The organism is Streptomyces sp. NBC_00083 (assembly GCF_026343295.1).
Lineage (GTDB): Bacteria > Actinomycetota > Actinomycetes > Streptomycetales > Streptomycetaceae > Streptomyces.
Genome location: NZ_JAPELY010000003.1, coordinates 1,065,668 through 1,087,422 on the forward strand (window position 1 = coordinate 1,065,668; position 21,755 = coordinate 1,087,422).

The following is a 21,755-nucleotide window of genomic DNA, read 5'->3' on the forward strand; positions in this document are numbered from 1 at the left end:
TGCAGACCCGACGAAGACGACGACGCGCAGGTGACGCTCTTCGCCGCACCGCTCAGTGGCCGAAGCCGAGCCACCGATCGGAGACGCCCGTCAGGTCGAGGCTCGCGGACCAGAGGCGGGTCGCCACGGACAGGTCGGTCATGTGGGGGAGCGCGGGTTCGCACCGTGGTGTCCCCTTCAGGCCGAACACCCTGGGTCCCCACAGCTCGCCGCCCCGCACCTCCGGGTCGAGGACGGCGCGCACGATCGGCCAGGCCCCGGCGTCCTTGCCCTGCACCACGAGTCCGGCCGGCGCGGAGCGGAGCCGTTCGCGGGGTGTGGTGACGTGGACCGGAGGGCGTGAGGGGGTGAGGGAGTCGAGGGCGCCACCGGGGTGGGCGACCACGCTGAGCACCGTGCTGCCGACGGCGCGCAGACGCCGGTCCAGTTCGAAGGCGAACGACATCTGCGCCAGCTTGGAGCGGCCGTAGGTGCGCTTGGGCCGGTAGTCGCGGGTCGACTGGAGGTCGTCGAGGTCGAGACGCTCGGACCGCGCCGCGAAGCTCCCCACCGTCACGACGCGGGCCGCCGGAGCCGCGCACAGGAGCGGGGCGAGCCACCGGGTGAGCGCGAAGTGCCCCAGGTGGTTGGTGGCGAACATCAGCTCGTGGCCGTCTCCGGACTCCCTGCGCGGCGGGTCGTCGAGAGCGATCCCCGCGTTGTGGACGACGGCGTCGAGGTGACCGAGACCGAGCGTGTCCACGGACGTCTTGAGGGAGGTCAGGTCGGCCAGGTCGAGGCGGAGGTGCCGTACGTCCGCGCCGGGGACCCGCGAGCGGATCGAGCCGGCGGCGGCGTCCGCCTTCGCCGGGTCCCTGCTGCCGAGCACGACGACGGCGCCCGTGGCGGCGAGCTGCTCCGCGACGAAGTAGCCGATTCCGGCGTTGCCACCGGTGACCAGGACGGCTTTACCCACCGCGGACGGCAGGTGCCGGACGTCCCACGGCCGGGTTCGAGGGGAGGGGTTGGACATGATGACGGGCTCCTTGTGCCGGGACTGAGAGCTCGGGGTGCGTGGTGCGGCCGAGCACTCGTTCACGGTGTCAGCCCGTCCCGATACGGCACCGACAGACCGACGCCGCCACCGACAGGTCCCCGACAGGGGCCCGGCGATCGGGTGGTGACCGGCTGGGGGTGGGGCGCCGTATCGTGCACGGATGATCGTGATGCCGGAGGAGTTCACGCGGACCACCATCGCGCGGGAGGGGCGGGCCGGGTCCGTGTGGGTCGATGAACTTCCTTTCCTGGTTGAGGAGTTGCTCGCGCGGTGGGGGTGTGTGCCGGACGGGCCGGTCATGCACGGCGGTGTGGGCGTGGTCGTGCCCGTGCGGCGCGGGGCGGGTGAGGGCGCCGTGCTCAAGGTGTCGTTCCCGCACCCCGGCAACGTGCACGAGCCGGACGCCTTCGCGGTGTGGGGCGGGCGCGGGGCGGTGCGGCTTCTGGAGCGCCGCGACGAGCGGTTCGCGATGCTGCTGGAGCGGGTCCGGGCGTCGACCCTCGCGGAGGTCGAGGACGGCGACGTGGTGGTGAGGGTCGCCGGGCGGCTCAACCGTCGGCTCGCCGTCCCCGCTCCGACCGGGCTGCCCCGGCTGCGGGAACAGGCCGACGCCCGCGCGGAGCAGCTGCGCGAGAACGCGGGGAAGGTGGCGCACGGCTTGTCGCGCGCCACCCTGGACGCGGCCTTCGCGACCCTCGCCGAACTGGGCCGGGACCAGCCGGACACCCTCATCCACGGCGACCTCCACGCCCGCAACATCCTGCGCGCCGACCGTGAGCCGTGGCTGGCGGTCGACCCCAAGGGGTATGTCGGGGACCCCGCATACGACGGCGGCACCCTGCTCAAGTCGCGGGCGCTGACCCTCATGGGGGCGGACCACCTCGGCAAGGCGGTCGATCGCATCCTGGACGTGTTCTCCGAGGCGGCGGAGCTCGACCGGGAACGCGTCCGGCGGTGGGCCCAGTTCCACGCCGTGGAGGCCTCGCTCTGGGGCCGGCTGAACGGGTTCCGGGTCGCACGCGGCGGGCTCCTGCTGGACCGGATCACGCAGTTCGCCGAACAGCTGGCCGAGTTGCTCACGGAGAACGGCCGACGTCCGGTGTGAGCCCGCGTGGCGGGTCGACGATCCAGCCAACCAGCCCATGCAGTACGGAAGTTGACGGCATAGGTCATCGGATCCCGGTGGTCGCAGGGGGCGGAGCCGGCCGGATTCGAACCGGCGTCCTCGCGGTTTTGGAGACCGCGCGCGTCGACCTCTGCGCTACGGCCCCGCCCGTCCCGGCATCGTATGGGAGGGTGCCGGCGGGGAGGGGGAGCGGGGGTCGCGCGGCCAAACACCCGCCCGTGTCACGCCGTTGGTGAAGCCATCACCATGCGGGTGATGTCCACGCGCGACTTGGCGCCCAGCTTCCGGTAGGCGCGGGTGAGGGCCGCCTCCACCGTCTTCACACTGACGACGAGGCCGGCCGCGATCTCGCGGTTGGTGGCGCCCTGCGCGACACGGGCGACGACGCTGCGCTCCGTCGACGTGAGGCGGTCCGACCACGAGCCGCCCTCGGGCTCGGGCCCACGGGTGGGGCCGTCGGCCGCGCGGTCGCGTTCGGCCCGCGTCATGGCGACCCAGGGCCGGGCATCGGCCATCGTGAAGATGCGCAGGGCCGAGGCGAAGGCTGCGCGGGCGGCGGCCTCGTCGCCGAGAAGGCGCCGCACCCGGCCCAGCGCCGCCCTGGTACGGGCCTCCTCCAATGGGTAGCCGATGGCCCGCTGGCGCATCGCCGTGTGCTCCAACGCGGCCGCCGCGCGGGCGGGTTCACCGCGCGCCACATTGATCGCCGCGCCCGCCCTGTCCAAAGTGGCGAGGACCCCCGGGCGGCCGAGCCGCTCGGCCTGGCGGCGTCCCGCGCCGAGAACGGCTGCCGCCTCGTCCGGCGCGCCGGTGGCCGCCAACGCCTCCGCGAGGTCGGCGTGCCACCGCCGTGTCGCCGGGTCCTGCTGACCCTGCGCCGTCTCCAACGCGCCCGTACGCGAGAGGAGTTCGGCGGCCCTCTCGTGCTGGCCGGCGAACAACCTGATCCGTCCCGCGGCATGCAGGGCGCGCGGCAGGAAGAGCCGGTCGTTGTCGTCCTCGCTGTGCCGTTCCGCCGCCTCGGCCGCCGAGAGCGCCTGGCCCAGGCTGCCGCCGGCCGTCTCGGCGAGCGCGACCGCGTACCAGGCGGGCCCCTGGCTCAGCCCGGCCTCCTCGGTGATCCGCAGGCTCTGCCGGGCGATGGTGAGGGCGGGCCGACATCGTCCACGTTCGATCTCGACCTGCGCGAGACCGATGAGGCACTGGCTCAGGCTGTCGGCCGAGCCCCGCTGCCGCAGCCGGTACACGAGGGTGCGCAGCTCGGTTCTGGCCTCGTCCAGCTCGTCGCGGACCAGGTGGAAGCGGTGTTTGAGGTAGAGCGGCCCGTTGTGATGGGTCATGGCGTGCACGTCGTGCGGTGCGGTGAGCGCGGCGGCGAGGGTCGCCTCGGCCTGCGGCAGCCCGAGGAAGAGTTCGAGGGCCGCCTGCTGGGTCAGTGCCATGACTTCGGTGCGCCGGTCCCCGGTGCGCGCGGCGAGCCCGGCGGCCCGCACGGCGTGGTCGTGGGCGCGTGCCGCGGAGCCGCCTACCATCCACGCGCGCCAGCTCATCCGGTAGTGCAACTGGGCCAGCAGCTCGGGGTCGCCCCCGGCGTCGCGTACCGCCTCCGGGAAGACGTCCGCTATCTCGGCCATCGCCTGCCCGCAGGAGTCGATCACCACGTTCCAGGCGCGGACGCGGTCGGCGGGCCGGCGGGCGTCGCCCAGGACCTCGTGCCCGAGGTGCCGGGCGAAACCGAGGTCGCCGGCCTCGATGGCGTCCTCCGCGGCGGTGAGCCTGCGCTCGATGTCGATGGCGCTCTGCCCGGCGGGCGTGTACTCGGCGGCCAGCTGGCCCAGGCGTGCGGCCGTCCTCGGGGCGCCCCGGCGCCGCGCCGCCGTGGCCGCGGCGGCGAGCCGGCCCGCGACGACCGGGTCGGGTCCGGCGGTGAGCCGGGCGATGTGGTGGGCGCGCTCGACGGGGTCGTCGGAGGCGTCGGCGAGCGCCCGGTGGGCCTCCACCACACTCTCGTACGGGGTCTCCGCCCGCAGCACCAGCGGCGTCAGCGGATCCAGGAACCTGATCGTCGCGTGGTCCGAGGAGGAAGGGCCGCCGACCAGCCCGTGCCGTGCGCAGATCTCGAGGTCGGACGGGGCGTGGTGGCAGCCCGCGCGCCGCAGCAACCGCACCGTGGGGCGCACGGCGACGGCCGCGACGACGAGCGTGCGGCGGGCACGGGCGGGCAGAGCGCCGATCCGGTCGAGGATCGGCCGGCGCAGACAGTGCGGTACGGGGAGCGGCTCGGCGGGGTCGGGCAGGTCGGCGCCGTCGCTCCGGACGCGCTCGTCGAGGGCGGCACTGAGCTCCAGGGCCGTGCGGGGATTGCCGCCGCTCGCCTCGTGCAGGCGGGCGACCAGCCGTCCGGGCCAGGAGGGGTGGTCGTGCCGAGCCAGGAGCTCGCCGGTCTCGTGGGCGGTCATGGGCGGGACCAGGATCCGGCGGACCGGGTGCGGGCACAGCTCCAGCGCGTCGTCCAGCGCACCGCCGGGGCCGCTCGCGGCGCCGGTGCCGTCCGCGCCACGACGGGAGCCGGACGCGCCACCAAAGCCCGGTGCGTCGCCGGAACCCGGTGCGCGGTCGGAGTCGCCCCGGCCCGCCAGGACCGGGCCGGGCCCTTCCTCGGAGCGTACGGTGACCAGTACCGCCATGCCCGAATCGGCCCTCGGCGCAAGGTACTTGAGGATGTCCGCCGTGGGGCGGTCGAGCCACTGGGCGTCGTCGACGACCAGCAGGACCGGACCGGCACCGCACAGTCCGGTGAGAACCTTGCGGACGGCGATCCGCAGGACCAGCGCGTCGCGCCCGCCGCCCGGACCCCGCTCGGTGCCCCCGCCGCTCGGCACGGGCTGCGCGCTGCGGAGCAGGGCTTGCTCCAGGACCGCCCGCTCGTGCGGGGCCAGCACGGCGAAGGCGTGGTCGCCGAGGTCGGTCAGGAGGTCGATGAGCCCGAGGAACGGGGTGCCCTCTTCGGCGGGGGAGGGCGAGCAGCGCAGGATCCGGTGGCCCCGGCCCCTCAACTCGGCGACGAGGTGCGCCGCCAGCGTGGTCCGGCCGCTACCGGCGGGGCCCGTGAGCAGGACACCGCCGCCGCGCGACAGATGGGTGCGTGCGGTCTCGGTGACCGCGGTGCGCTCGACGGCGCGGGGCCGGGGGCTCGTCGGCAGGGTGGTCGGCTCGGTCGTCACAAGCCCTCCCGGACACAGCCTCGTTCACGCCGGTGACATCGGGCGTGAACCCGCCATTCGTGGTGCCGCGCCGAATGTAGGACCGCGCGAGACGAAAGGTCAAGACCAATCGAAGATCTGGCGGCGGCCCGCACGGCGTCCGGCGACCGGCCGCGGGCATGACGGACCGGGCCGCCGGTCCGAAGACCAACGGCCCGCCCTGTCAATCGAGTTGCGGTTGTTCAGCCAGTGGCGCGGGGTGGCCCGGTCAGCAGGCGCCCGCGTCCTTCCAGACGGCCCAGGAACCGGGCGCGCCCGGCTCGGCGCCGGTCGAGTACCACTGGGACGACCACTTGTGGCCGTTGTACGCGACCTGGTCACCCGGCTGGTAGCTGGTGCTCGCGCTCCAGGCCGGGAGGTTGCCGCAGCCCTGCGGCGGGGTGCCGCCGCCGCTGATGGTCCAGGTGAAGGAGGCCGTGCCGGTGGCGTTGTCGGTGTTCTTCGCCGTGACGGTCACGGAGTAGGTGCCGGCCGTGGTCGGCGTGCCCGAGATGAGGCCGGTGGAAGAGCTGATCGACAGACCGGCGGGCAGGCCGGTCGCACTGTAGGTGAGCGTCTCGCCTCCGGGGTCGCTCGCCTGGATCTGCAGGGAGGCCGCGGTGCCCACCGTGCCGCTCTGACTGCCGGGGCTGGTCACCGAGGGTGCGCCCGGCTGGCTGTTGCAGCTGCCGGGAACGGGGTCGGCGCCGGTGACGCTGACGGCGGCCCAGGCCGCGTCGATGGTGTTGTACTCGGCGCAGTGCGTGCCGTACAGGTCGGCGGCGGCCTTCAGCGAGTCGGTGCGCGCCTGGTGGTAGTTCTCGCTGCTGTTGGCGTAGGAGGCCAGCGCCTTGTACCAGATCTTGGCGGCCTTGTCGTTGCCGATGCCGGTGACCGTGGAGCTGTTGCAGGTCGGGCTGTTGCCGTACCCGTGGTCGCCGCTGCCGACGGCGGCGAGGAAGAACCAGTGGTTCAGCGGGCCCATCGAGTAGTGCGGGTCGAGGCCGCCGTTGCTGCTGTTCCAGCAGTTGGGCGACGAGCCGTCGAGGGACGGGTTGTACATGTAGCGCAGCGGCTTGTTGTCGCCGTTGATGTTGATGAGTTCGCCCATGGTGTAGTCGGGCTTGTCGACGGGGTTGTTGGCGTAGAACTCGACCATCGTTCCGAAGATGTCGCTGGTGCCTTCGTTCATGCCGCCGGTCTCGCCGGTCTCGTCCCAGCCGGTGAGGGCGCCGCTCACGCCGTGGCTCATCTCGTGGCCCGCGACGTCGAGTTCGACCAGCGGGCGCGCGTTGCCCTGCCCGTCGCCGTACGTCATCTGCGTGCCGTCCCAGAAGGCGTTGACGTACGCGCTGCCGTAGTGCGTGCGCGACGGGACGCCCCGGCCGTCACCGAAGATGCCGTTGCGGCCCTGGACGTTCTTGTAGTAGTCGAACGTCTCCGCCGCGCCGTAGTGCGCGTCGGCGCCTGCGGACGCGGGGTCGCTGGTGGAGCCGTTGCCGAAGGTGCCGCTGGTGCTGGTGAAGACCGAACCGGTGCCGCTGGTCGCGTGGTTCAGGTTGGTGGTGTACCCGTTGCCGTGCGAGGGGTCCTGCATGGAGTAGCCGCTGCCGCTCTGGGTGACGTCGAGCGAGACGCGGCCGCTGTAGATCGACTGTCCGGTGCCGGCGACCGTCGGTGCGGCGGCCTTCGCCGCCGCACCGACCTTCGAGGTGCCGGCGTTCGCGGCCCCCTCGGCCGCGAACGTGCTCACCTCGTCACTGGTCCGTACGACCTTGCCGGTACGGGCGTCCACCAGGACATGAAGGCGGCTCGGGGTCCGGTCCTGGCGCACACCGCTGATGACGGTCTCCCACACCAGGGTGGCGTCGCTGCCGGCCAGCTGCACCGCGAGGTGCGGGGCGGAGACGGAACCGACGCTGCCCCTGAACGCGGAGCGGGACACCTTCGCCGCGTCGGCCGAGGCCAGTCGGGGCTGGGTGGAGACCGCCCCCGAGCTCTGTGAAGCCGTGGCGAGCGACTGGTACGCGCCGTCCTTCTTCAGCTGCACGATGACGTCGCCACCGTAAGCGGGAAGCCCCTTGTACGTGCGGTCGAAGCGGACGGCGGCGGAACCGTCGCGGTCGACGACCAGGTTGCGGACCGTGAACGCGTCCCCGTCGGCCTTGTGGGCGGCCCCGGCGTGCGCCGCGAGCGCCTTCTGCGCGGCGTCCACGACACGGCTGCGGACGGCCGGAGCGGGCTCGGCGGTGTAGGGCGCCGCGGCGAAGGCTCCGGGCCCGGCGGGCGTGGGATGCGGCTGCGGGACCGGTGCCGCAGTGGCGGCGGGCAGGGCGATGGCGGACGCGGACACGCAGGCCAGCGCGGCCGTCAAGAGTCTCCCGGCTCTTCGTATCTCCATAGGAGTGGGGGTTCCTTTCGCGTCGTGCACGGGGGAGGCCGCCGCTGGTGGGCAGAGCGCGTGAGGAAGGCGGCGGACACGTGCGGGGGGTGCGGACGGCGCGGCTCGTGAGGGAAGCGGCACCGACGCACGAGTGTCCGCACCCGTGGAGGCGCCGGCCAGGCACTCCGCGAAGGGCGAGGGGTTTCCCTATCCGGCGCGGGGGGCGAGAAGTGCCGGGCGAGAGAAGAGCCGGGCGCGCGAGAAAAGCCCTGCCGTGTGGAGACGCGCCGACAACTCGGCGCTACGGCAGGGCAGTTCGTCCCAGGGACGCCGGAACACGGCGCCGGGACGCGGAGATTCGGCGGCTCGGAGGCCTAGAAGTCGTCCGAGGACGGCAGCGCTTCGGCGATGAGGCGGGTGGCGAAGTCCTGGTCGTCGGTGATGCGGTTGATGTGCTCCGCCAGGAGGAAGGCGGTGGCCTCCAGCGGGGTCATCTCCGCGTCCGTCCAGTCCCCGTACTGCATGCGCCACAGGTTGGGGCTCAGGCCGGTGCTCGCGGCGATCACCAGGGCGGCCATGGTGGGAATGGCCTCGGGCCGGATGCTCTTGGGCATCATCCGCATCGACGCCACGAGGTTGGGCACGACGTACTCGATGACGTCCTTGTCGTGCTCCTCGTGAGCCTGGCGCAGCCAGGTCATGAACATGTAGATCAGGGTGCAGGTGCCGTCCAGCACGTCATCGACGGCCTCCGGGCCGAGCGAGGCGTTGAACTGCTGTGTCAGCGCCCGCTGTTGGGCATCGCCGCCGGCCGTGCCGCTGTGAATTCCCTTGAGCCGGGAGTCGACCATCATCAGCGCCGTGCCCACGTCGCCCGCGGGAGCGTTCTGGGGGCCGTAGCGAGACAGCACAGGAATCCTCCTCCGTACGGACCGCGCCGAGCAGCGGCGTGTTCGTACCGTAGAGGATCGGTATGGCCGGGGTCCGACGAACGGGGTGAAGAGACTGCCCCCGGGGTACGCGAAGCGGCACGCGATGCCGACCGAAAGTGAGCACCCCACCGTGAGCGACCGCAGGCCCGAGGGGCCGGGAGACGCCGGAGCGCCCGTGCCCGAGCCCATACCGCGCGATCTGCCGGACCAGCAGGCCGGTGCCGAGGGCGACCCCCTGGACGCCGCCGACCATGGCGGGAAGGACCGGAGCCAGGAGCACCCCGATCCCGAGATCCCCGACACCGACGAGGCGGGCACCGGCCGCCGTGGCGCCCCGCACTCGGGCAGCAAGCGGCCCGGCCACCCCGTACCGGACGAACCGACCGGGTGAGCGGCCGGGTGAGCGGCCGAACGTGCTGCCACGCCGGGCCGCGCGCCCGGTGAACACGCGTCGCCGCCTGCCGTCCCGGATCACCAGGGACGGCAGGCGGCGACGGTCGGTCAACCGCGGCCGGGTCAGCGGCGACCCTTGTCGCCCCGGTCGCCCCGGCCCTCACCGCGACGGCGCTCGTCCTTGGTCGCGTCGTCGTACTGGATCTGCTCCTTGCGGACGGTGTCGGTCACCTCGCGCTGCTCGGTGACCTTCTCCGTCTCCAGGCGCACCCGCTCCACCGGAACGGCCTCCTTGCGCACCACGGGGCGCTCGGCGTGCAGGGTGACCTCGGTCTCGGCCTCGCCGATGTCGGCACGCGCCCGGTCGCCCTCACGGATCGGCTCCCGCACGACCCGGACCTCTTCGTGGCTGACCGGAACGGTCGTCGACACGTCCTCGGTCACGACGACCTTGCGCAGTCGCGCCCGGCCCACCTGCTCGTTCTCGGTGCCGACCCGCAGCCGCTCCTCGGAGCGGACGATGGCCTCGTCGTCCTTGGCGTACCGACCGTGCACGTCGGTGCCGGTCGCGTTCCCGGGCACGTCGACGCTGCCGGCCGCCCCGCCGGGGCCCGGCGTGCGCGTGCCGTGACCGTCGACGCCGTAGTGACGGTAGAGCTCGCGCTCCGCGTCCACGTCGAGGTGCTCCTCGGCGTCCATGCGCGGGGCGTCCTTCACCATGCTCTTGGCGTACGCGACGTGGAGGGCCTCGCCGTCCTGGCGGGCGCCCGCCAGCGGTACGAAGGACTCCTTGGTGCCGAACAGACCCGTCTTGACCGTCACCCATTCCGGGCGGCCCGAGTCGTCGGCGAGGTAGACCTGTTCGACACCGCCGATCTTCTCTCCGTCGGGGTCGTAGGCCACGAGACCCTTGAGCCCCTCGGGGCGGTTGAACATGTCACCAGTGCTCATGCGGATCACTCCTGACTGTCGGGGGGAGCGGGCGGCATCCGGATGCGAAGCCGTGTCCCTGCCTCCAACCCCGCCACAACCGGCCCGTCCCAGCTACCGCAACCGCGCGGCTGAAACCCGCCGACACCCGCTCCACGCCGTGGCTGGGCCCCTCCAGGGGCGATGCGCGCATTACGCCGACCGGGTGAGCAGAGCTTCATCCCCCGCATCCCGGGCACGCGACCTGCATGACGCTCGCAATGCTTTCGCTGCCGCCACTCATCATGGCCGTCATCCTCACCTTCGGCTTCGGCCACACCGCCCGCCCCCGCCACGGACGCCGCCGCAGCCACTGACGCAGCCCGCCGATGCCGGCCGCTGACCGCCCGGCCCGCGGGTCAGGGGCGCCGCGTGCCGGCCGAGTGCGCCGGGTCCGCCTTCTCCCACGGTCGCACGCCGAGTTTCCCGGTGGTTCCGAGGTCCAGGTTCGGGGTCACCGTGACCGGCTCGGCGCCGGCCTTCGCCCGGACCCGTACATATGGCACGTTCACCGCCGGGCCGGCTTCGGTGGTGTTGCGCCACACCAGCGAGGAGTGCGCCGACTCGCCGGGCTTGAGCGTGACGCGCCGCGGCTTCTCGTCCGGCCCGGCGCCGGTGGTGATCTCGCCACTGCCCGCAAGGATCCGGATGCCGTGGACCGTCTTCAGATCGGTGTCCAGCAGCTCAAGGAGCGGATAGCCCTCGACCGTGTAGTCGCGCGTGCCGCAGTTGTCCAGATGCAGCCCCACGATGCGCAGCCCCATGGCCGCGTCGCCGTCGTCGGCGCCGACCCGGATGCCCGAAGCGGGGCAGGCGCCGGACGCGGCCGGTGCCTCGCCCGCGGGCACCTTCGTCACCTTCAGGACCTTGGCGCGCGTCACCCGCGGTGTCGACGGCGGCAGATGCCCGGCCCGCACCGAGCCGCTCATCGTCTTCCCCGGGCCGACATCGCGCACGGTCGCGGTCCCGCTGGCCATGGCGCCCCCGTCGCTGCTCAGGAACGAGACGATGACGGTGTAAGTCAGGCTCTGGGACGCCGTGTTGGTGACCTCGAAGGCGGCGGCGATCCCCGAGTCCCCGGTGGGATCCTCGACGAGGTCGTTCCTGTACGGCGGGCCGTCGACGGAGGCGGAACGGCCGGAGTCCGGGGTGGGGGATTCCTGCGGCAGGGTCAGCTTGGTGATGCGTACGCCGTCCTTGCCGGGATCGTCGATCCCCGTACGGGGCGACGGGGCGGAGGCGCCCGTGCCTCCGGCGCCGGCGTGCTCCGTTCCGCACGCCGTGAGCAGGAGGGCGGTCGCCGCGAGAGCGGGCACGAGGGAAGGGCGTATGTGCATGGGGCCACCTCATCATGAGGTGTGCCGTGAGCGTGTGGTGGAGGCCATACCTCCGCCCGCGGAAGCGTCCGACGGCCGCTCTTCCTGAAGGTGATGCCGAGATCAACTCGGTCTCCACGCACCGCAATTCGATCACGCCAAGACGGTGCCGCCGGGGCGGGGTGATCCGCCCCCATGAGGCACCGCGATTCTCGTTTGCCCGGTTGTGACGGATTTATGACATTGGGTCACGGCGTCGGCGGGGAGGTAGGAGGGTGACCAAGGATTCCGCGGGCCCCTCATGGGGCCGCCGAACAGGATGGGAGTACGCGTGATGCGTATCGTCCGGAAGATCGCCGCCACTGCCACCGCCGTCGTGCTGGCCGGTGTCGTGGGTGGGGGAGTGGCGCAGGCGTCACCCTCTGCCGTCGGGGCGCTCGGCGCCCACGCGCCCTCCGCATGCCGCCCGGCGAACCACATGGCGAAGATCTCCGCCGCCCCCGCCTCCTCGGGGCACCGGCACTACCGTGTCACCCTGACCGCGGCTCGCGGATACGAGTCGTGCAGGCTGGCCGGGTCGCCGACCGATGTGCGGTTCTACCACCACGGCGCGGCGGACAAGGTCACCGCCGGGCGGTACGGCGCGCAGAACAAGGCGGTGACCTTCGGCCCGGGACACCCGGTCCACTTCGACATCCAGGTGCCCAACGGCAAGCGCGGCGCACGGGCCGACGAGGCGGCCTTCACGCTCAGGGCGCCGGGCGGCGTGATCCCGGGGAAGTCGACGGCGCACGGCCAGCTCACCGTCAGCGCGGGCACGGTCATCGGCCCGGTCCAGGCCGGCGCCTGACCGGGGTACATGCCGCGTTGCTGCCGGCTCAAGTGCCTGGGGGCGCTGCCTATGGCGGCGCCCCCAGGCGTGGTTGGCACGGCATATAGCGGCATATAGGGGGCGCCCGCCACGGGCGGACGGCGGGGATGCGCCGCAGGGATGGCGCCCGCCACGGGCGGGACGGCTGCGTATGTGGTGGGCCGCTATGTGGCCTGACAACGCGAGCGGTTACGACGCGGCCCACGAGGCGCGGCCGCCCACCTGGCCGCGTACGGCACCCCTGGCCGCGTACGGCACCTCTGGCGGTGTACGAAACCTGACTACGTCTGACACCCCTGGTCCGTAACGCCCTTGTACGGCAGGCCTGTTGAGTAGGCTGAAGGCTGTGCTGACCTCAATCGGCCCCGCCCGGCTCGTCGTGGTGCGCGGCAACAGTGCGAGTGGCAAGAGCAGCGTCGCCGCCGAGCTGCGCGCGCGGTACGGCCAGGGCCTGGCCCTGGTCGGGCAGGACAACCTGCGGAAGGTCGTCCTGCGCGAGCGCGATGTCGCGGGCGGCGCCAACATCGGCCTGATCGACCTGACCGTGCGCCACGCACTTGAGCACGGGTTCCACACTGTGCTCGAAGGCATCCTCTGCACTCAGCACTACGGCGACATGCTCAAGGGCCTGCTCGCCGACTACACAGCTCGCGCCCACTGCTTCTACCTTGACGTGCCCTTCGAGGAAACCCTGACCCGGCACGCCACCAAGCCCATCGCGCACGAGGTGAGCGAACAGGAGCTGCGGGAGTGGTACCAGGCGCTGGACCTCCTGCCCGGAGGCACCGAAACGGTGGTCCCCGCCTCCAGTTCCCTGGACGCGACCGTGAGCCTGATCATGCGCGAGACCGGCCTGGACCGCCCTCCCCCGCCGTCCCCCTGTGGACCCCGCCTATAGGGTCGGGCGATGGTGGATGTGCGGGCGATGACCGAGGACGATGTCGAGGCCGTGTCCGGGGTGAGGGTGCGTGGCTGGCAGGCGGCGTATGCGGGGCTTGTCCCGCAGCCGTATCTGGATGGCATGACTGTCGAGGATGACGCGCGCCGGCGCCGCGCCTGGATGTCGGACCCCCGCAGGCGGGGGACCGACCTGGTGGCCGATAACGGCGCCGGTGCGGTGGGCTGGGTGAGTGTCGGGCCCTACCGAGGCGCTATACCCGGGGCACGCGTGGGCGAGGTGTACGCCCTCTACGTACGACCGGACCTGATCGGACAGGGCGTCGGCCGTGCCCTCCTGGACGCGGCCCACATCTCCGCGAAAGCGCAGGGGTTCGACTCCGTAGCCCTGTGGGTGCTCGGCGGGAACGAGCGGGCCCGCAGGTTCTACGAGCGAGCCGGGTACGTGGCCGACGGCGCCGAGCAGAGCGACACGTACGACGAGGTGGTGCTGACCGAACTCCGGTACACGCGCTGCGTGTAGGGGCGCACCACATGGGGCGGGCAGACGTAAGAGCCGCCACTGTGTGGTGTTGCGTAACCGTCGGGGACCCGACGGCTGCTGCTCGCCTGCGGCACCGCGTACTTCCGGGACGTGGAGGATGCCGCCGACAGGGGCCGACGGCGGCATCCTCGATCGGGTCGGCCATGTCCCCTGTCGTGCCGAACCCGATCGTGCACCGGAGCGTGTGTCGTGGGAGACCGCTCCGGTGCGCGGGTGCTCTTCCCCCGTTTGTCTGGTTGAGCACCGTGAGGCCAGTTCAGCGCCATGGCGCCGAGGGAGGCAAGCGGCAGCCCGGCGGGGGCCGTCGGTGTTCCACTCACCGAGATGGTGACGGGTGGAGTGTTCCGTCGGCCGGGATGGGCGTGGGTCTCAGCAGCCCCCTATGGGCGCGCGACACATAGGGGCTGGCTGGAGTGTGGGGGAGGAGCTCAGCTCGGCGAACCGGCCGTCTCGCGGGCCGTGTTGTTGTGCCAGGCGATGGTGGCGGCCTCGATGGCCAGCGAGAGGATCTCGGGGTCCGAGGGGTCGTTGTCCAGGTGACGGAACTCCCTCCCCAGCGTGATGGCGAGACGCTCTTCGAGCCCCAGCCCCGGATAGCGCTTCTCGCCGATGAGGTGCTGCGCCGCCGTGGCCGGCGTGAAACCCCGTGCATGGAGGTCGCGGGCCTGCTCGGCGAGGTCGGTGAGGTAGTGGATGTACGAACGCAGGCCGTCCTGGTCGAGGATGGGGCCGTGGCCGGGCACGATGTGCTCGGGGTCGAGGGCCAGGATCTCGTGGCACGCCGTGACGACGTTGGCGAGGGGGCCCGCCCAGTGACAGGGGTGGTCCCCGGCGAACACGATGTCGCCGGCGAAGACGACGCGCTGCTGGGGCAGGTGCGCGATCAAGTCGCCCACCGTGTGCGCCGGCGCGGTCTGGTGCAGCTCGACGAGTATCTCCCCGACCTGGACGTCGAGGCGCCCTTCGAAGGTGTCGGTCGGGGGCGTCACGGTGATCCCGCTGAAGTCGAACGCCCCGAAGTGGCGCCGGAAGTACCATCCCAGCGGCTGATCGGGGTCGGTCTCCTCGACGAGGGCGCGGAGCTGCTCCGGCGTCGGTTCGAGACACTGGTGCTCAAGGGTGCGATGCGTGGAGATGATCCGCGCGCCGGTGACCCGCTGGTTGCCCCAACTGTGGTCGCCGTTGCCGTGAGTGGTGAACACCGTGCCGATGTGGGCGTCCGGGGCGACCTCGCGTGCCGCGGCGAGGAAGGCGTCGGTCAGGTCCAGGGCGTACGGGGTGTCGAGGAGCGCGGCCTCGCGGCCGGAGCTGATCAGCCCGCAGTTGGCAAGGCCCCACCGGTCCGCTCCGTCGGGAGCCCAGACGTGTACTCCGGGGGCTATGGGAATGAGTCGCGGTGTGGAGGTCATGGTCACGTAATCTAGCCGGGGCGGTGACCGCAGCGACAAGCGCCGGGGTTGATGGGGTCAACAGGGCGTACTGGGACGCGAGTTCATCCAGGCGGTAGCTCGGAGGCAGGGCGGAAGGGGCGGCGGAGTCGCGTGCGTCGACGGGGCGAGTTCTCCATGTACAGACACTTCAGTTCAGGTGCGACCATGTCCCCGATCGACATACAGGAACAGGACACATGGGAACGCGGCACATAGGTACGCGGCACATAGGTACGCGACATACAGGAACGCGACATACCTGAAGTTCACCTTCCGGAAAATGATGGGCCTGGCATAGACCAAGTCCCCTTGGCGAGAATCACCCTGGGCTCCGTCGTGTTGTGGGAGACGCGAAGGGCCTCGACCATGAGGGGGAGTTCTCGATGGCGCAGCCTGCCGCTGTCATGTCGCCACCGGAGGGGAACGGCAGTGCCGTCGCCCGCACCATCGCCGTACTGAGAGCGGTACGCGTGCTGGGACCGGGCACACATCCACTGGCCGACATCGCCACCCTCGCGGGACTTCCCCGCGCCACCACACACCGGTACCTGCGAGCATTGGTGGACGCGGGAGAGGTCGAAACCCGGGGATGCCGGGGGCGCTACGCCCTCAGCGCCGGGCACGAGTTCGGACCGGCCGCCACCGCCAGACCCGCGCCACCCATGGGGCAGACCTCGCCCGCCATCCGCGCCGAACTGGTTGCCCTTCAGGCGCGTACCGGCCAGATCGCCATGATCTACGTTCCGCTCCTGGTGGGGCCACCTGTACGGATCTGCGCGGAGCATGTCCTGGGCGCTCACGGCAGTGAACTCGCCGCCGCGTCAAGGGAGTCGGTCCAACGGCTGTGGCGTGCGCCGTTGGAAGCCGATGCCTCCGGGCTCGCGATCATGGCCGCTCTCGGCGACGGCCCCCGCACCGGCGGCGCCTTGGGCCGCATCCGCGAGGACGGCTTCGCGGTGGGGCCCTCGCCCCTCGAGAATCGTGATGCGATCGCGGTGGCCGTATGGAAGGGCCCGGCGGTCGCCGGAGCCGTGGCCCTGCTCGCATCGCGGAACCAGATGCGCGGGACCGCCACGCGCAACCGCTACATCCACAGTGTCCTGGATTGCGCCGCCGCGATGAGCGGGCACCTGACGCGCCGGGGTACGCGCCCCTGAGCGAAGCGCGCCCGCCGTTGTGCCGCCGTGGACGGTGTCCCGCCGGCGGTGGTCAACGGTGCCCCTCTCCATGGCGTACGGTGGTGTCTACCGACGCGGGGTGGAGCAGCTCGGTAGCTCGCTGGGCTCATAACCCAGAGGTCGCAGGTTCAAATCCTGTCCCCGCTACTGCGCATGTACGTGAAGGCCCGGATCCCCCGCGGATCCGGGCCTTCACGTATGTCCGCCACTGCTGTGCGCCGAGCGGACCCGACACCGCCCCGCCCCTGCCCCCCCGGCGCATTTCCCGCCTCGGTCCCCGCAAAGGCCTCGCGACGCGATGTCGAACCGTGCGTTCCATTTCGCCTTGCCCCCACCCTTGACGCCGGTTCGTCGGCCTCCCCATACTGGCGGCCAAATCGATTTGGCCGATCGTGTGTGGCTCCCGTCCGGGCCGGTCCACGGCTGAATTCCGCGCTCGCGAACCGAACGGAGCTCGCACGTGTCACGTCCCCGCCGCTCCCCGTCCGCCGCCCCCGAACCAGTCAGAGACGTAGTCCGAATACCTCTGCCCGCGTCCGCCACCGAAACGGGCGACGGCTCTCCCGGCGACGGCTGTCCCGGATCCGGCTCTCCCGGTCCCGACTCGCCCACCTCCGCCTCGCCCCACCCCGTCGACGAGTCCCGCCCGCTGGGGCGGATCCTGCTCTTCGGTCTGCAACACGTGCTGGTCATGGCGGCCACCCCCATCTCCGCCATCTTTCTGATGAGCGCCACCCTGCGCCTGAACGCGGGGCTGACCGTCGATCTGCTCTCCGCCGCCTTCGTGCTGTCCGGCATCGGATCGCTGATCCAATCTCTCGGGATCTGGAAGTTCGGGCCGAGGCTGCCCTTCGTGATGCTGCCGGGCGGCGCACCACTGATCCTCTTCCTGGCCATCGCCGACGAGCACGGCCTGCGTGTCGCAGCGGGCGCGGTCATCCTCACCGCCGTCTTCACCTTCGCCGTACTCCCGCTCTTCGCACGGCTGTTGAAGTACTTCCCGCCCCTCGTCATCGGCACGATGATCGTGATCGTCGGCGTCAACCTGGTGAAGGTGGGAGCTGTCCTCGTCACGGGGCGGCCCGGCGAGCACGGCTTCGCCGACCCCGGCAACATCGGGCTCGCCATGGCGACCATCGGGTTCACGGTCGTGAGCCACCTGCTCTTCCGGGGCGTACTGCGCCAACTCTCCGTCATGCTCGGCCTCATCGCCGGTACGGTGCTCGCGCTGCTCCTCGGCGATGTGAGCCTCGGCCACCTCGGCGAGGGCGGGTGGATCGACATGCCGCGCCTCATGCCGTTCGGTACGCCCACGTTCGACGTCCTGGCAGCCCTGCCGCTCATGCTCTACAGCCTGGCCTCCATGGCGGAGGCCACCGGCCAGACCGTCATCAACGCGGAGGCGGTCGGCAAGGAGATCGACCAACGCGTGGCCGTGCCCAGGACGATCCGCGGCGACGCCCTCGTCTCGGCGCTCGGCGGGCTGTTCGGGATGCCGCTGATGGTGACGAGCGGCGAGAACATCGGCATCGTCCGCGTCACCGGCGTCCGCAGCCGGTACGTCACGGCGGCCGCCGGTGTCGTCCTCATCGTCATCGGGTTCCTCGCACCCGTGACCCGCGCCATCAGCGTCGTGCCCGCCCCGGTCGTCGGGGGCACCGCGATGGTCGTCTTCGCGGTGATCACGGTGCTCGGCGTGCAGATGCTCGCCCGCTGCGACCTCGACCGGCACACCAACACGTTCATCTGCGCAGTCGCCCTCGCGCTCGGCCTGCTGCCCATCCTCGTGCCCAACGTCTACCAGGGGTTCCCCTCGACCGCCCGCATCCTTCTCGAAAGCGGCGTCGCGGTCGGGGCGTTCGTCGCCGCCGCCCTCAACATCCTGTTCCACCACGCCGTCCCGGCCCTCGCCGCCCGCTTCTCCGTACGCTCCGCACTACGCACCGAAGGCAACCGATGAACCAGCTCACCCAGGAGCGGCTGCGTATGCGCGGCCCCCTGCTCCTCATCCCCGACGCCGTCCTGCTGCCGGAAGGAGTCATGGAGCTGTACGCGGTGGTCGTCTCCGGCGGCTCGTTCGAGGCGGTGGGGCCGACCGAGGAGGTGGAGCGCGCGTATCCGCACCTCCAGGCGCTGCGTCTGCCGGGCCACCTGCTCATGCCGGGCTTCGTCGACAGCCACCACCACCTCACCCAGAGCTTCGGTGCGGCCCTCGCCTTCGGGGAGCCGTCGGAGATCTTCCGCCGCGTATGGGTGCCGCTCGAAGGCGCACTGGACGAGGAGGCGGCCTATGTGGCGGCCAAGCTCGCCGCGCTGGAGTCCCTGCGCGGAGGCTTCACGACCGTCACGGACGCCGGGACGCGCGCCGATGTGGACACCGACATCGTCGCCTGCGCGGCGCGGGACGCCGGGATCCGCTGCGTCCTCGGGCTGATCTGCGACGACGCCGGGCCGGACACGGACTCCGCCGGCGTCCTTGAGCGAGCCGAGAAGCACCTGGCCGCCTACACCCACGACCCGCTCATCCACCCCTCCCTCGCGATCTCCATTCCCGAGGCCGCCACCAATGCCACCCTGCACGCGACGGGCCGCCTCGCCGCCGAGGCCAAGGCGGTGGTCCAGATGCATGTCAATGAGCACCTCGCCGCGATCGAACGTTCCTTGCTGCGGCACGGACTTCGGCCTCTGGAGCACCTCGACAGCGTCGACGCGCTCGGCCCCCACCTGCTGGCCGCCCACACCACCCTGCTCGCGCCGCGCGAGGTGTCGCTCCTCGCGGACACCGGAACCGCCATCAGTTACAACCCGGTTGCCAGCGCGTGGAAGGGGAACGCGGTAGCACCCGCGACCGTGCTCGCCGAGCGCGGAGTCCGCTTCGGGATCGGCACGGACGGCACCCGTGGTGACGGGTTCCGGCTCGCCGACGCCGCCGAGTCCGCCCAACGTCTCGCGTACGGGCTGACCACCGGTGACTCCTCCTGCGGGGCCGGCTGGACCTGGCTCGAGCACGCCACCGCCGGGGGAGCCGACGCGGTCGGCCTCGGCGGGCACACCGGCACCATCGCCCCCGGAATGGCGGCCGACTTCCTCCTCGTGGACGTGTCCACCCCCGAACTCGCCCTGTCCTGGGACCTGCCGTGGGAATTGGTACGCCGCGGCAACCGCGACCAGATCAACGCCGTGTTCGTGGCCGGCCGGCTACGACTGTGGCACGGGTGGCCCACCGACTGGGACGGCCCCGAACTGGTGCGCCGGGCGGCGGCCCTGGCCCGGACCGCCGTGGCACGAGCACCCATCACCCGCGCGCACCCCACATCCACGGCGGCACGGAGAACGGCCACACGGGGAATCGCCACACGGGGAACCGCCACACGTGGCGCGGCCACACAGCGTGAACCCACACGGCCAGAGCCCACACAGGTGGAGCCGACACACAGGACGTACGGGGTGCCCGCACAGAGCACAGCCACCCCGGTCGAAGCCACACAGGCCCCGACCACACAGGTCCCGACCACACAGGCTCCGACCACACAAAGCGCCCCCACACGTAGCACCCCCACACAAAGCACCACCGCACAGAACCACCCCCCTGCACGGAACCGGAGCACAGCACAGTGACCACTCAAACCCTGGTGATCCTCGCCATCACCGTGGGGATCGCCGCATTCGTCCAGGGCGGCAGCGGGCTGGGCTTCGCGCTGGTGGTCGCCCCGGTGGCCGGCATCATCGATCCCTCGCTCCTGCCCGTCTTCGTCCTCGCGTCGATGATTCCGCTCAACCTGTACGTCGCCTGGCGCGAGCGCGGCTCGCTCGATCTGCGCGGGGCCCGGTGGATCGCCGCGGCCCGGCTGGCCGCGACACCGGGCGGGCTCGCGCTGCTGTGGCTCATCCCGGACCGCAGCATCGGACTCTTCGTCGGCGGCGCCACCGTCCTCGCGGCGCTGGTCAGCCTGGCCGCACCCGCCTTCGCACCCGGCCGGGTCGCGTACCTCGGCGCGGGCCTGGTCACCGGGCTCACGGAGACGGCGACCGGGGTCGGCGGGCCCCCGCTCGCGCTGGTCTATCAGCACCGGCCGCCCGCGGAGCTGCGCTCCACCGTCGCCGCCTGCTTCCTCGTGGGTGAAGTGGCGTCACTGGCGCTGCTGTTCGCCACCGGACAGGGTCGCGTCGCCGATCTGGGCTGGGCGGCGGCGCTGCTCCCGGCGATCGCCGTCGGCGCATGGCTGAGCCGGGTGGTGCATCAGCGGATCGACGCCCGCAGGATGCGCCTGTTCGTGCTCGTCTTCGCGCTGGTCTCCGGCACCGTCCTCATCGCCGGGGCCTGAGCGAGGAAGCACGCGCAATCAGGGTGGGCGCGGGCGCCGCGGCCGGGGCGGGTGCGGCCGCGGCGCCGCGCAACCCGGCGAGCAACAGTTCCACCGCGTCGGACGCCGCCCGGTCCAGATGCAGGTCGACGGCGGTGAGGGGCGGCTGGCAGGTGCGGGCGCGCAGCCCGTCGTACCGGGTGGCGACCATGACGTCGTCCGGGATGGAGCGCCCGCTGTCCTGGAGGGCACGGACCGCCCCGACCGCGAACGCGTCGACCAGCGCGCACACCGCGTCGATCTCGGGATGCGCGGCGAGCAGCGCCGTACAGCGTTCGTACGCCTCCTCCTCGCCACCCGTCTCGGGCCACGCCTCGACGAGGGGCGCCCACTGGTACTCGGCGGCGATGCGTTCGTACGCGGCACGGGCATCGACCGACGAGTGCCGCGAGCCCGAACCGACAATGAGCGCCGGGTGCTTGGCCCCCTGCTCGCGCAGATGCGTGAGCAGCACGGTCACCACCTCGTCGCCCCACAGGTCCACGAACGGCGCCTCGTCGTCCGCCGCGACCGGCCGGCCGAGCGCCACGTACGGCAGCCCCCGGCCCCGGAGTTGGGCGACCGCGGCATCATCGACGTCGGGCTCGACCACGATGGCGCCGTCGATGTCGAGGGAGTAGAGCGCGGAGTCGGACTGCACGGGCGGCACGAGCACCAGCGCGTAGTCGTGGACGAGCGCGCTCTCGGCCGCGGCGGCGGCCACCTCCATGTAGAACCCGAGCCTCGACGGGCCGCCGGCCACCGCGAACGGCATGGACGACACCAGCGCGATGGCCTTCGCCTGGCCCGTACGCAGCCGCTGCGCCCGCAAGTTGGGCCGGTACCCCAGCTCCAGGGCGACCTGCTTGATCCGCTCCCGGGTACGGGGGTCCACCTTGCCCAGGCCGTTGAGCGCGTGCGAGACGGTCGTGCGCGACACCCCCGCGACGCGCGCCACATCGGCGATCGTCGGAGGTTTGGTACCGGAGGGGGAACCGGAAGCGGGCATCTGCGCAAGCACTCCTCTGTTCGGGCGGCCAACGGGGCAGGGCCCATCTTCGCCGACGCGCACGACGCCGGGGGACGCGGGGATGG

16 protein-coding genes, 2 tRNA genes and 1 pseudogene are annotated in these 21,755 nt (G+C 72.0%); 10 read left to right on the forward strand and 9 right to left on the reverse strand.

Annotated features, from left to right (window positions below; genetic code table 11):
* Positions 1–52: 52 nt before the first annotated feature.
* The gene (locus OOJ98_RS28545; protein ID WP_267057927.1) at positions 53–1,012 is read right to left on the reverse strand and encodes an SDR family NAD(P)-dependent oxidoreductase; all 960 of its coding nucleotides are present in this window, start codon (positions 1,010–1,012) and stop codon (positions 53–55) included.
* A 184-nt stretch (positions 1,013–1,196) separates the two neighbouring features.
* Between OOJ98_RS28545 and OOJ98_RS28550 the strand changes: the two genes are divergently transcribed.
* A complete protein-coding gene (locus tag OOJ98_RS28550; RefSeq protein ID WP_267057928.1) occupies positions 1,197–2,141 on the forward strand; it encodes an aminoglycoside phosphotransferase family protein in 945 nt (314 codons plus the stop codon).
* A gap of 91 nt (positions 2,142–2,232) precedes the next feature.
* On the opposite strand, the gene OOJ98_RS28555 is transcribed toward OOJ98_RS28550, so the two are convergent.
* From OOJ98_RS28555 to OOJ98_RS28570, 4 genes are all read right to left on the reverse strand, one after another.
* Positions 2,233–2,307: transfer RNA gene (locus tag OOJ98_RS28555), tRNA-Trp, on the reverse strand.
* 76 nt (positions 2,308–2,383) lie between these two features.
* Positions 2,384–5,386, reverse strand: coding sequence for a LuxR family transcriptional regulator (locus tag OOJ98_RS28560; protein ID WP_267057929.1), 3,003 nt, complete (start codon positions 5,384–5,386; stop codon positions 2,384–2,386).
* A gap of 247 nt (positions 5,387–5,633) precedes the next feature.
* Complete coding sequence (locus tag OOJ98_RS28565; protein WP_267057930.1) at positions 5,634–7,805, reverse strand: M4 family metallopeptidase; 2,172 nt, start codon at positions 7,803–7,805, stop codon at positions 5,634–5,636.
* A gap of 356 nt (positions 7,806–8,161) precedes the next feature.
* Complete coding sequence (locus tag OOJ98_RS28570) at positions 8,162–8,698, reverse strand: hypothetical protein (protein ID WP_267057931.1); 537 nt, start codon at positions 8,696–8,698, stop codon at positions 8,162–8,164.
* A gap of 151 nt (positions 8,699–8,849) precedes the next feature.
* Between OOJ98_RS28570 and OOJ98_RS28575 the strand changes: the two genes are divergently transcribed.
* The gene (locus OOJ98_RS28575; protein WP_267058272.1) at positions 8,850–9,110 is read left to right on the forward strand and encodes a hypothetical protein; all 261 of its coding nucleotides are present in this window, start codon (positions 8,850–8,852) and stop codon (positions 9,108–9,110) included.
* Positions 9,111–9,235: 125 nt separating this feature from the next.
* Here OOJ98_RS28575 and OOJ98_RS28580 read toward each other — a convergent pair whose 3' ends face one another.
* Complete coding sequence (locus OOJ98_RS28580) at positions 9,236–10,063, reverse strand: PRC and DUF2382 domain-containing protein (RefSeq protein WP_267057932.1); 828 nt, start codon at positions 10,061–10,063, stop codon at positions 9,236–9,238.
* Between the two features lie 377 nt (positions 10,064–10,440).
* Positions 10,441–11,418, reverse strand: a complete 978-nt coding sequence (locus OOJ98_RS28585) for a DUF4232 domain-containing protein (protein WP_267057933.1) — start codon at positions 11,416–11,418, stop codon at positions 10,441–10,443.
* 313 nt (positions 11,419–11,731) lie between these two features.
* Here OOJ98_RS28585 and OOJ98_RS28590 point away from each other — a divergent pair, with 313 nt between their 5' ends.
* From OOJ98_RS28590 to OOJ98_RS28600, 3 genes are all read left to right on the forward strand, one after another.
* Positions 11,732–12,247, forward strand: coding sequence for a DUF4232 domain-containing protein (locus OOJ98_RS28590; RefSeq protein ID WP_267057934.1), 516 nt, complete (start codon positions 11,732–11,734; stop codon positions 12,245–12,247).
* Positions 12,248–12,614: 367 nt separating this feature from the next.
* Complete coding sequence (locus tag OOJ98_RS28595) at positions 12,615–13,166, forward strand: AAA family ATPase (RefSeq protein ID WP_267057936.1); 552 nt, start codon at positions 12,615–12,617, stop codon at positions 13,164–13,166.
* Between the two features lie 123 nt (positions 13,167–13,289).
* Complete coding sequence (locus OOJ98_RS28600) at positions 13,290–13,688, forward strand: GNAT family N-acetyltransferase (RefSeq protein WP_267057937.1); 399 nt, start codon at positions 13,290–13,292, stop codon at positions 13,686–13,688.
* A gap of 449 nt (positions 13,689–14,137) precedes the next feature.
* On the opposite strand, the gene OOJ98_RS28605 is transcribed toward OOJ98_RS28600, so the two are convergent.
* Positions 14,138–15,118 carry an MBL fold metallo-hydrolase gene (locus OOJ98_RS28605; protein WP_267057938.1) on the reverse strand — a complete coding sequence of 327 codons (981 nt, stop codon included), beginning with the start codon at positions 15,116–15,118 and terminating at the stop codon, positions 14,138–14,140.
* A gap of 425 nt (positions 15,119–15,543) precedes the next feature.
* Between OOJ98_RS28605 and OOJ98_RS28610 the strand changes: the two genes are divergently transcribed.
* From OOJ98_RS28610 to OOJ98_RS28630, 5 genes and pseudogenes are all read left to right on the forward strand, one after another.
* A complete protein-coding gene (locus OOJ98_RS28610; RefSeq protein WP_267057939.1) occupies positions 15,544–16,296 on the forward strand; it encodes a helix-turn-helix domain-containing protein in 753 nt (250 codons plus the stop codon).
* Positions 16,297–16,390: 94 nt separating this feature from the next.
* A tRNA-Met gene (locus OOJ98_RS28615) sits at positions 16,391–16,464 on the forward strand.
* A 313-nt stretch (positions 16,465–16,777) separates the two neighbouring features.
* Positions 16,778–18,277 (forward strand): uracil-xanthine permease family protein, encoded by a 1,500-nt coding sequence (locus OOJ98_RS28620; RefSeq protein WP_267057940.1) that lies wholly within the window; start codon positions 16,778–16,780, stop codon positions 18,275–18,277.
* Positions 18,274–19,650: pseudogene (locus OOJ98_RS28625) on the forward strand (amidohydrolase family protein); the annotation flags it as partial. The gene OOJ98_RS28620 and the pseudogene OOJ98_RS28625, both read left to right, overlap by 4 nt.
* Positions 19,651–19,931: 281 nt before the next feature.
* On the forward strand, positions 19,932–20,642 hold the full coding sequence (locus tag OOJ98_RS28630) for a sulfite exporter TauE/SafE family protein (protein WP_267057941.1): 711 nt from the start codon (positions 19,932–19,934) through the stop codon (positions 20,640–20,642).
* On the opposite strand, the gene OOJ98_RS28635 is transcribed toward OOJ98_RS28630, so the two are convergent.
* A complete protein-coding gene (locus tag OOJ98_RS28635) occupies positions 20,626–21,669 on the reverse strand; it encodes a LacI family DNA-binding transcriptional regulator (protein ID WP_267057942.1) in 1,044 nt (347 codons plus the stop codon). The genes OOJ98_RS28630 and OOJ98_RS28635 overlap by 17 nt on opposite strands.
* Positions 21,670–21,755 lie beyond the last annotated feature (86 nt).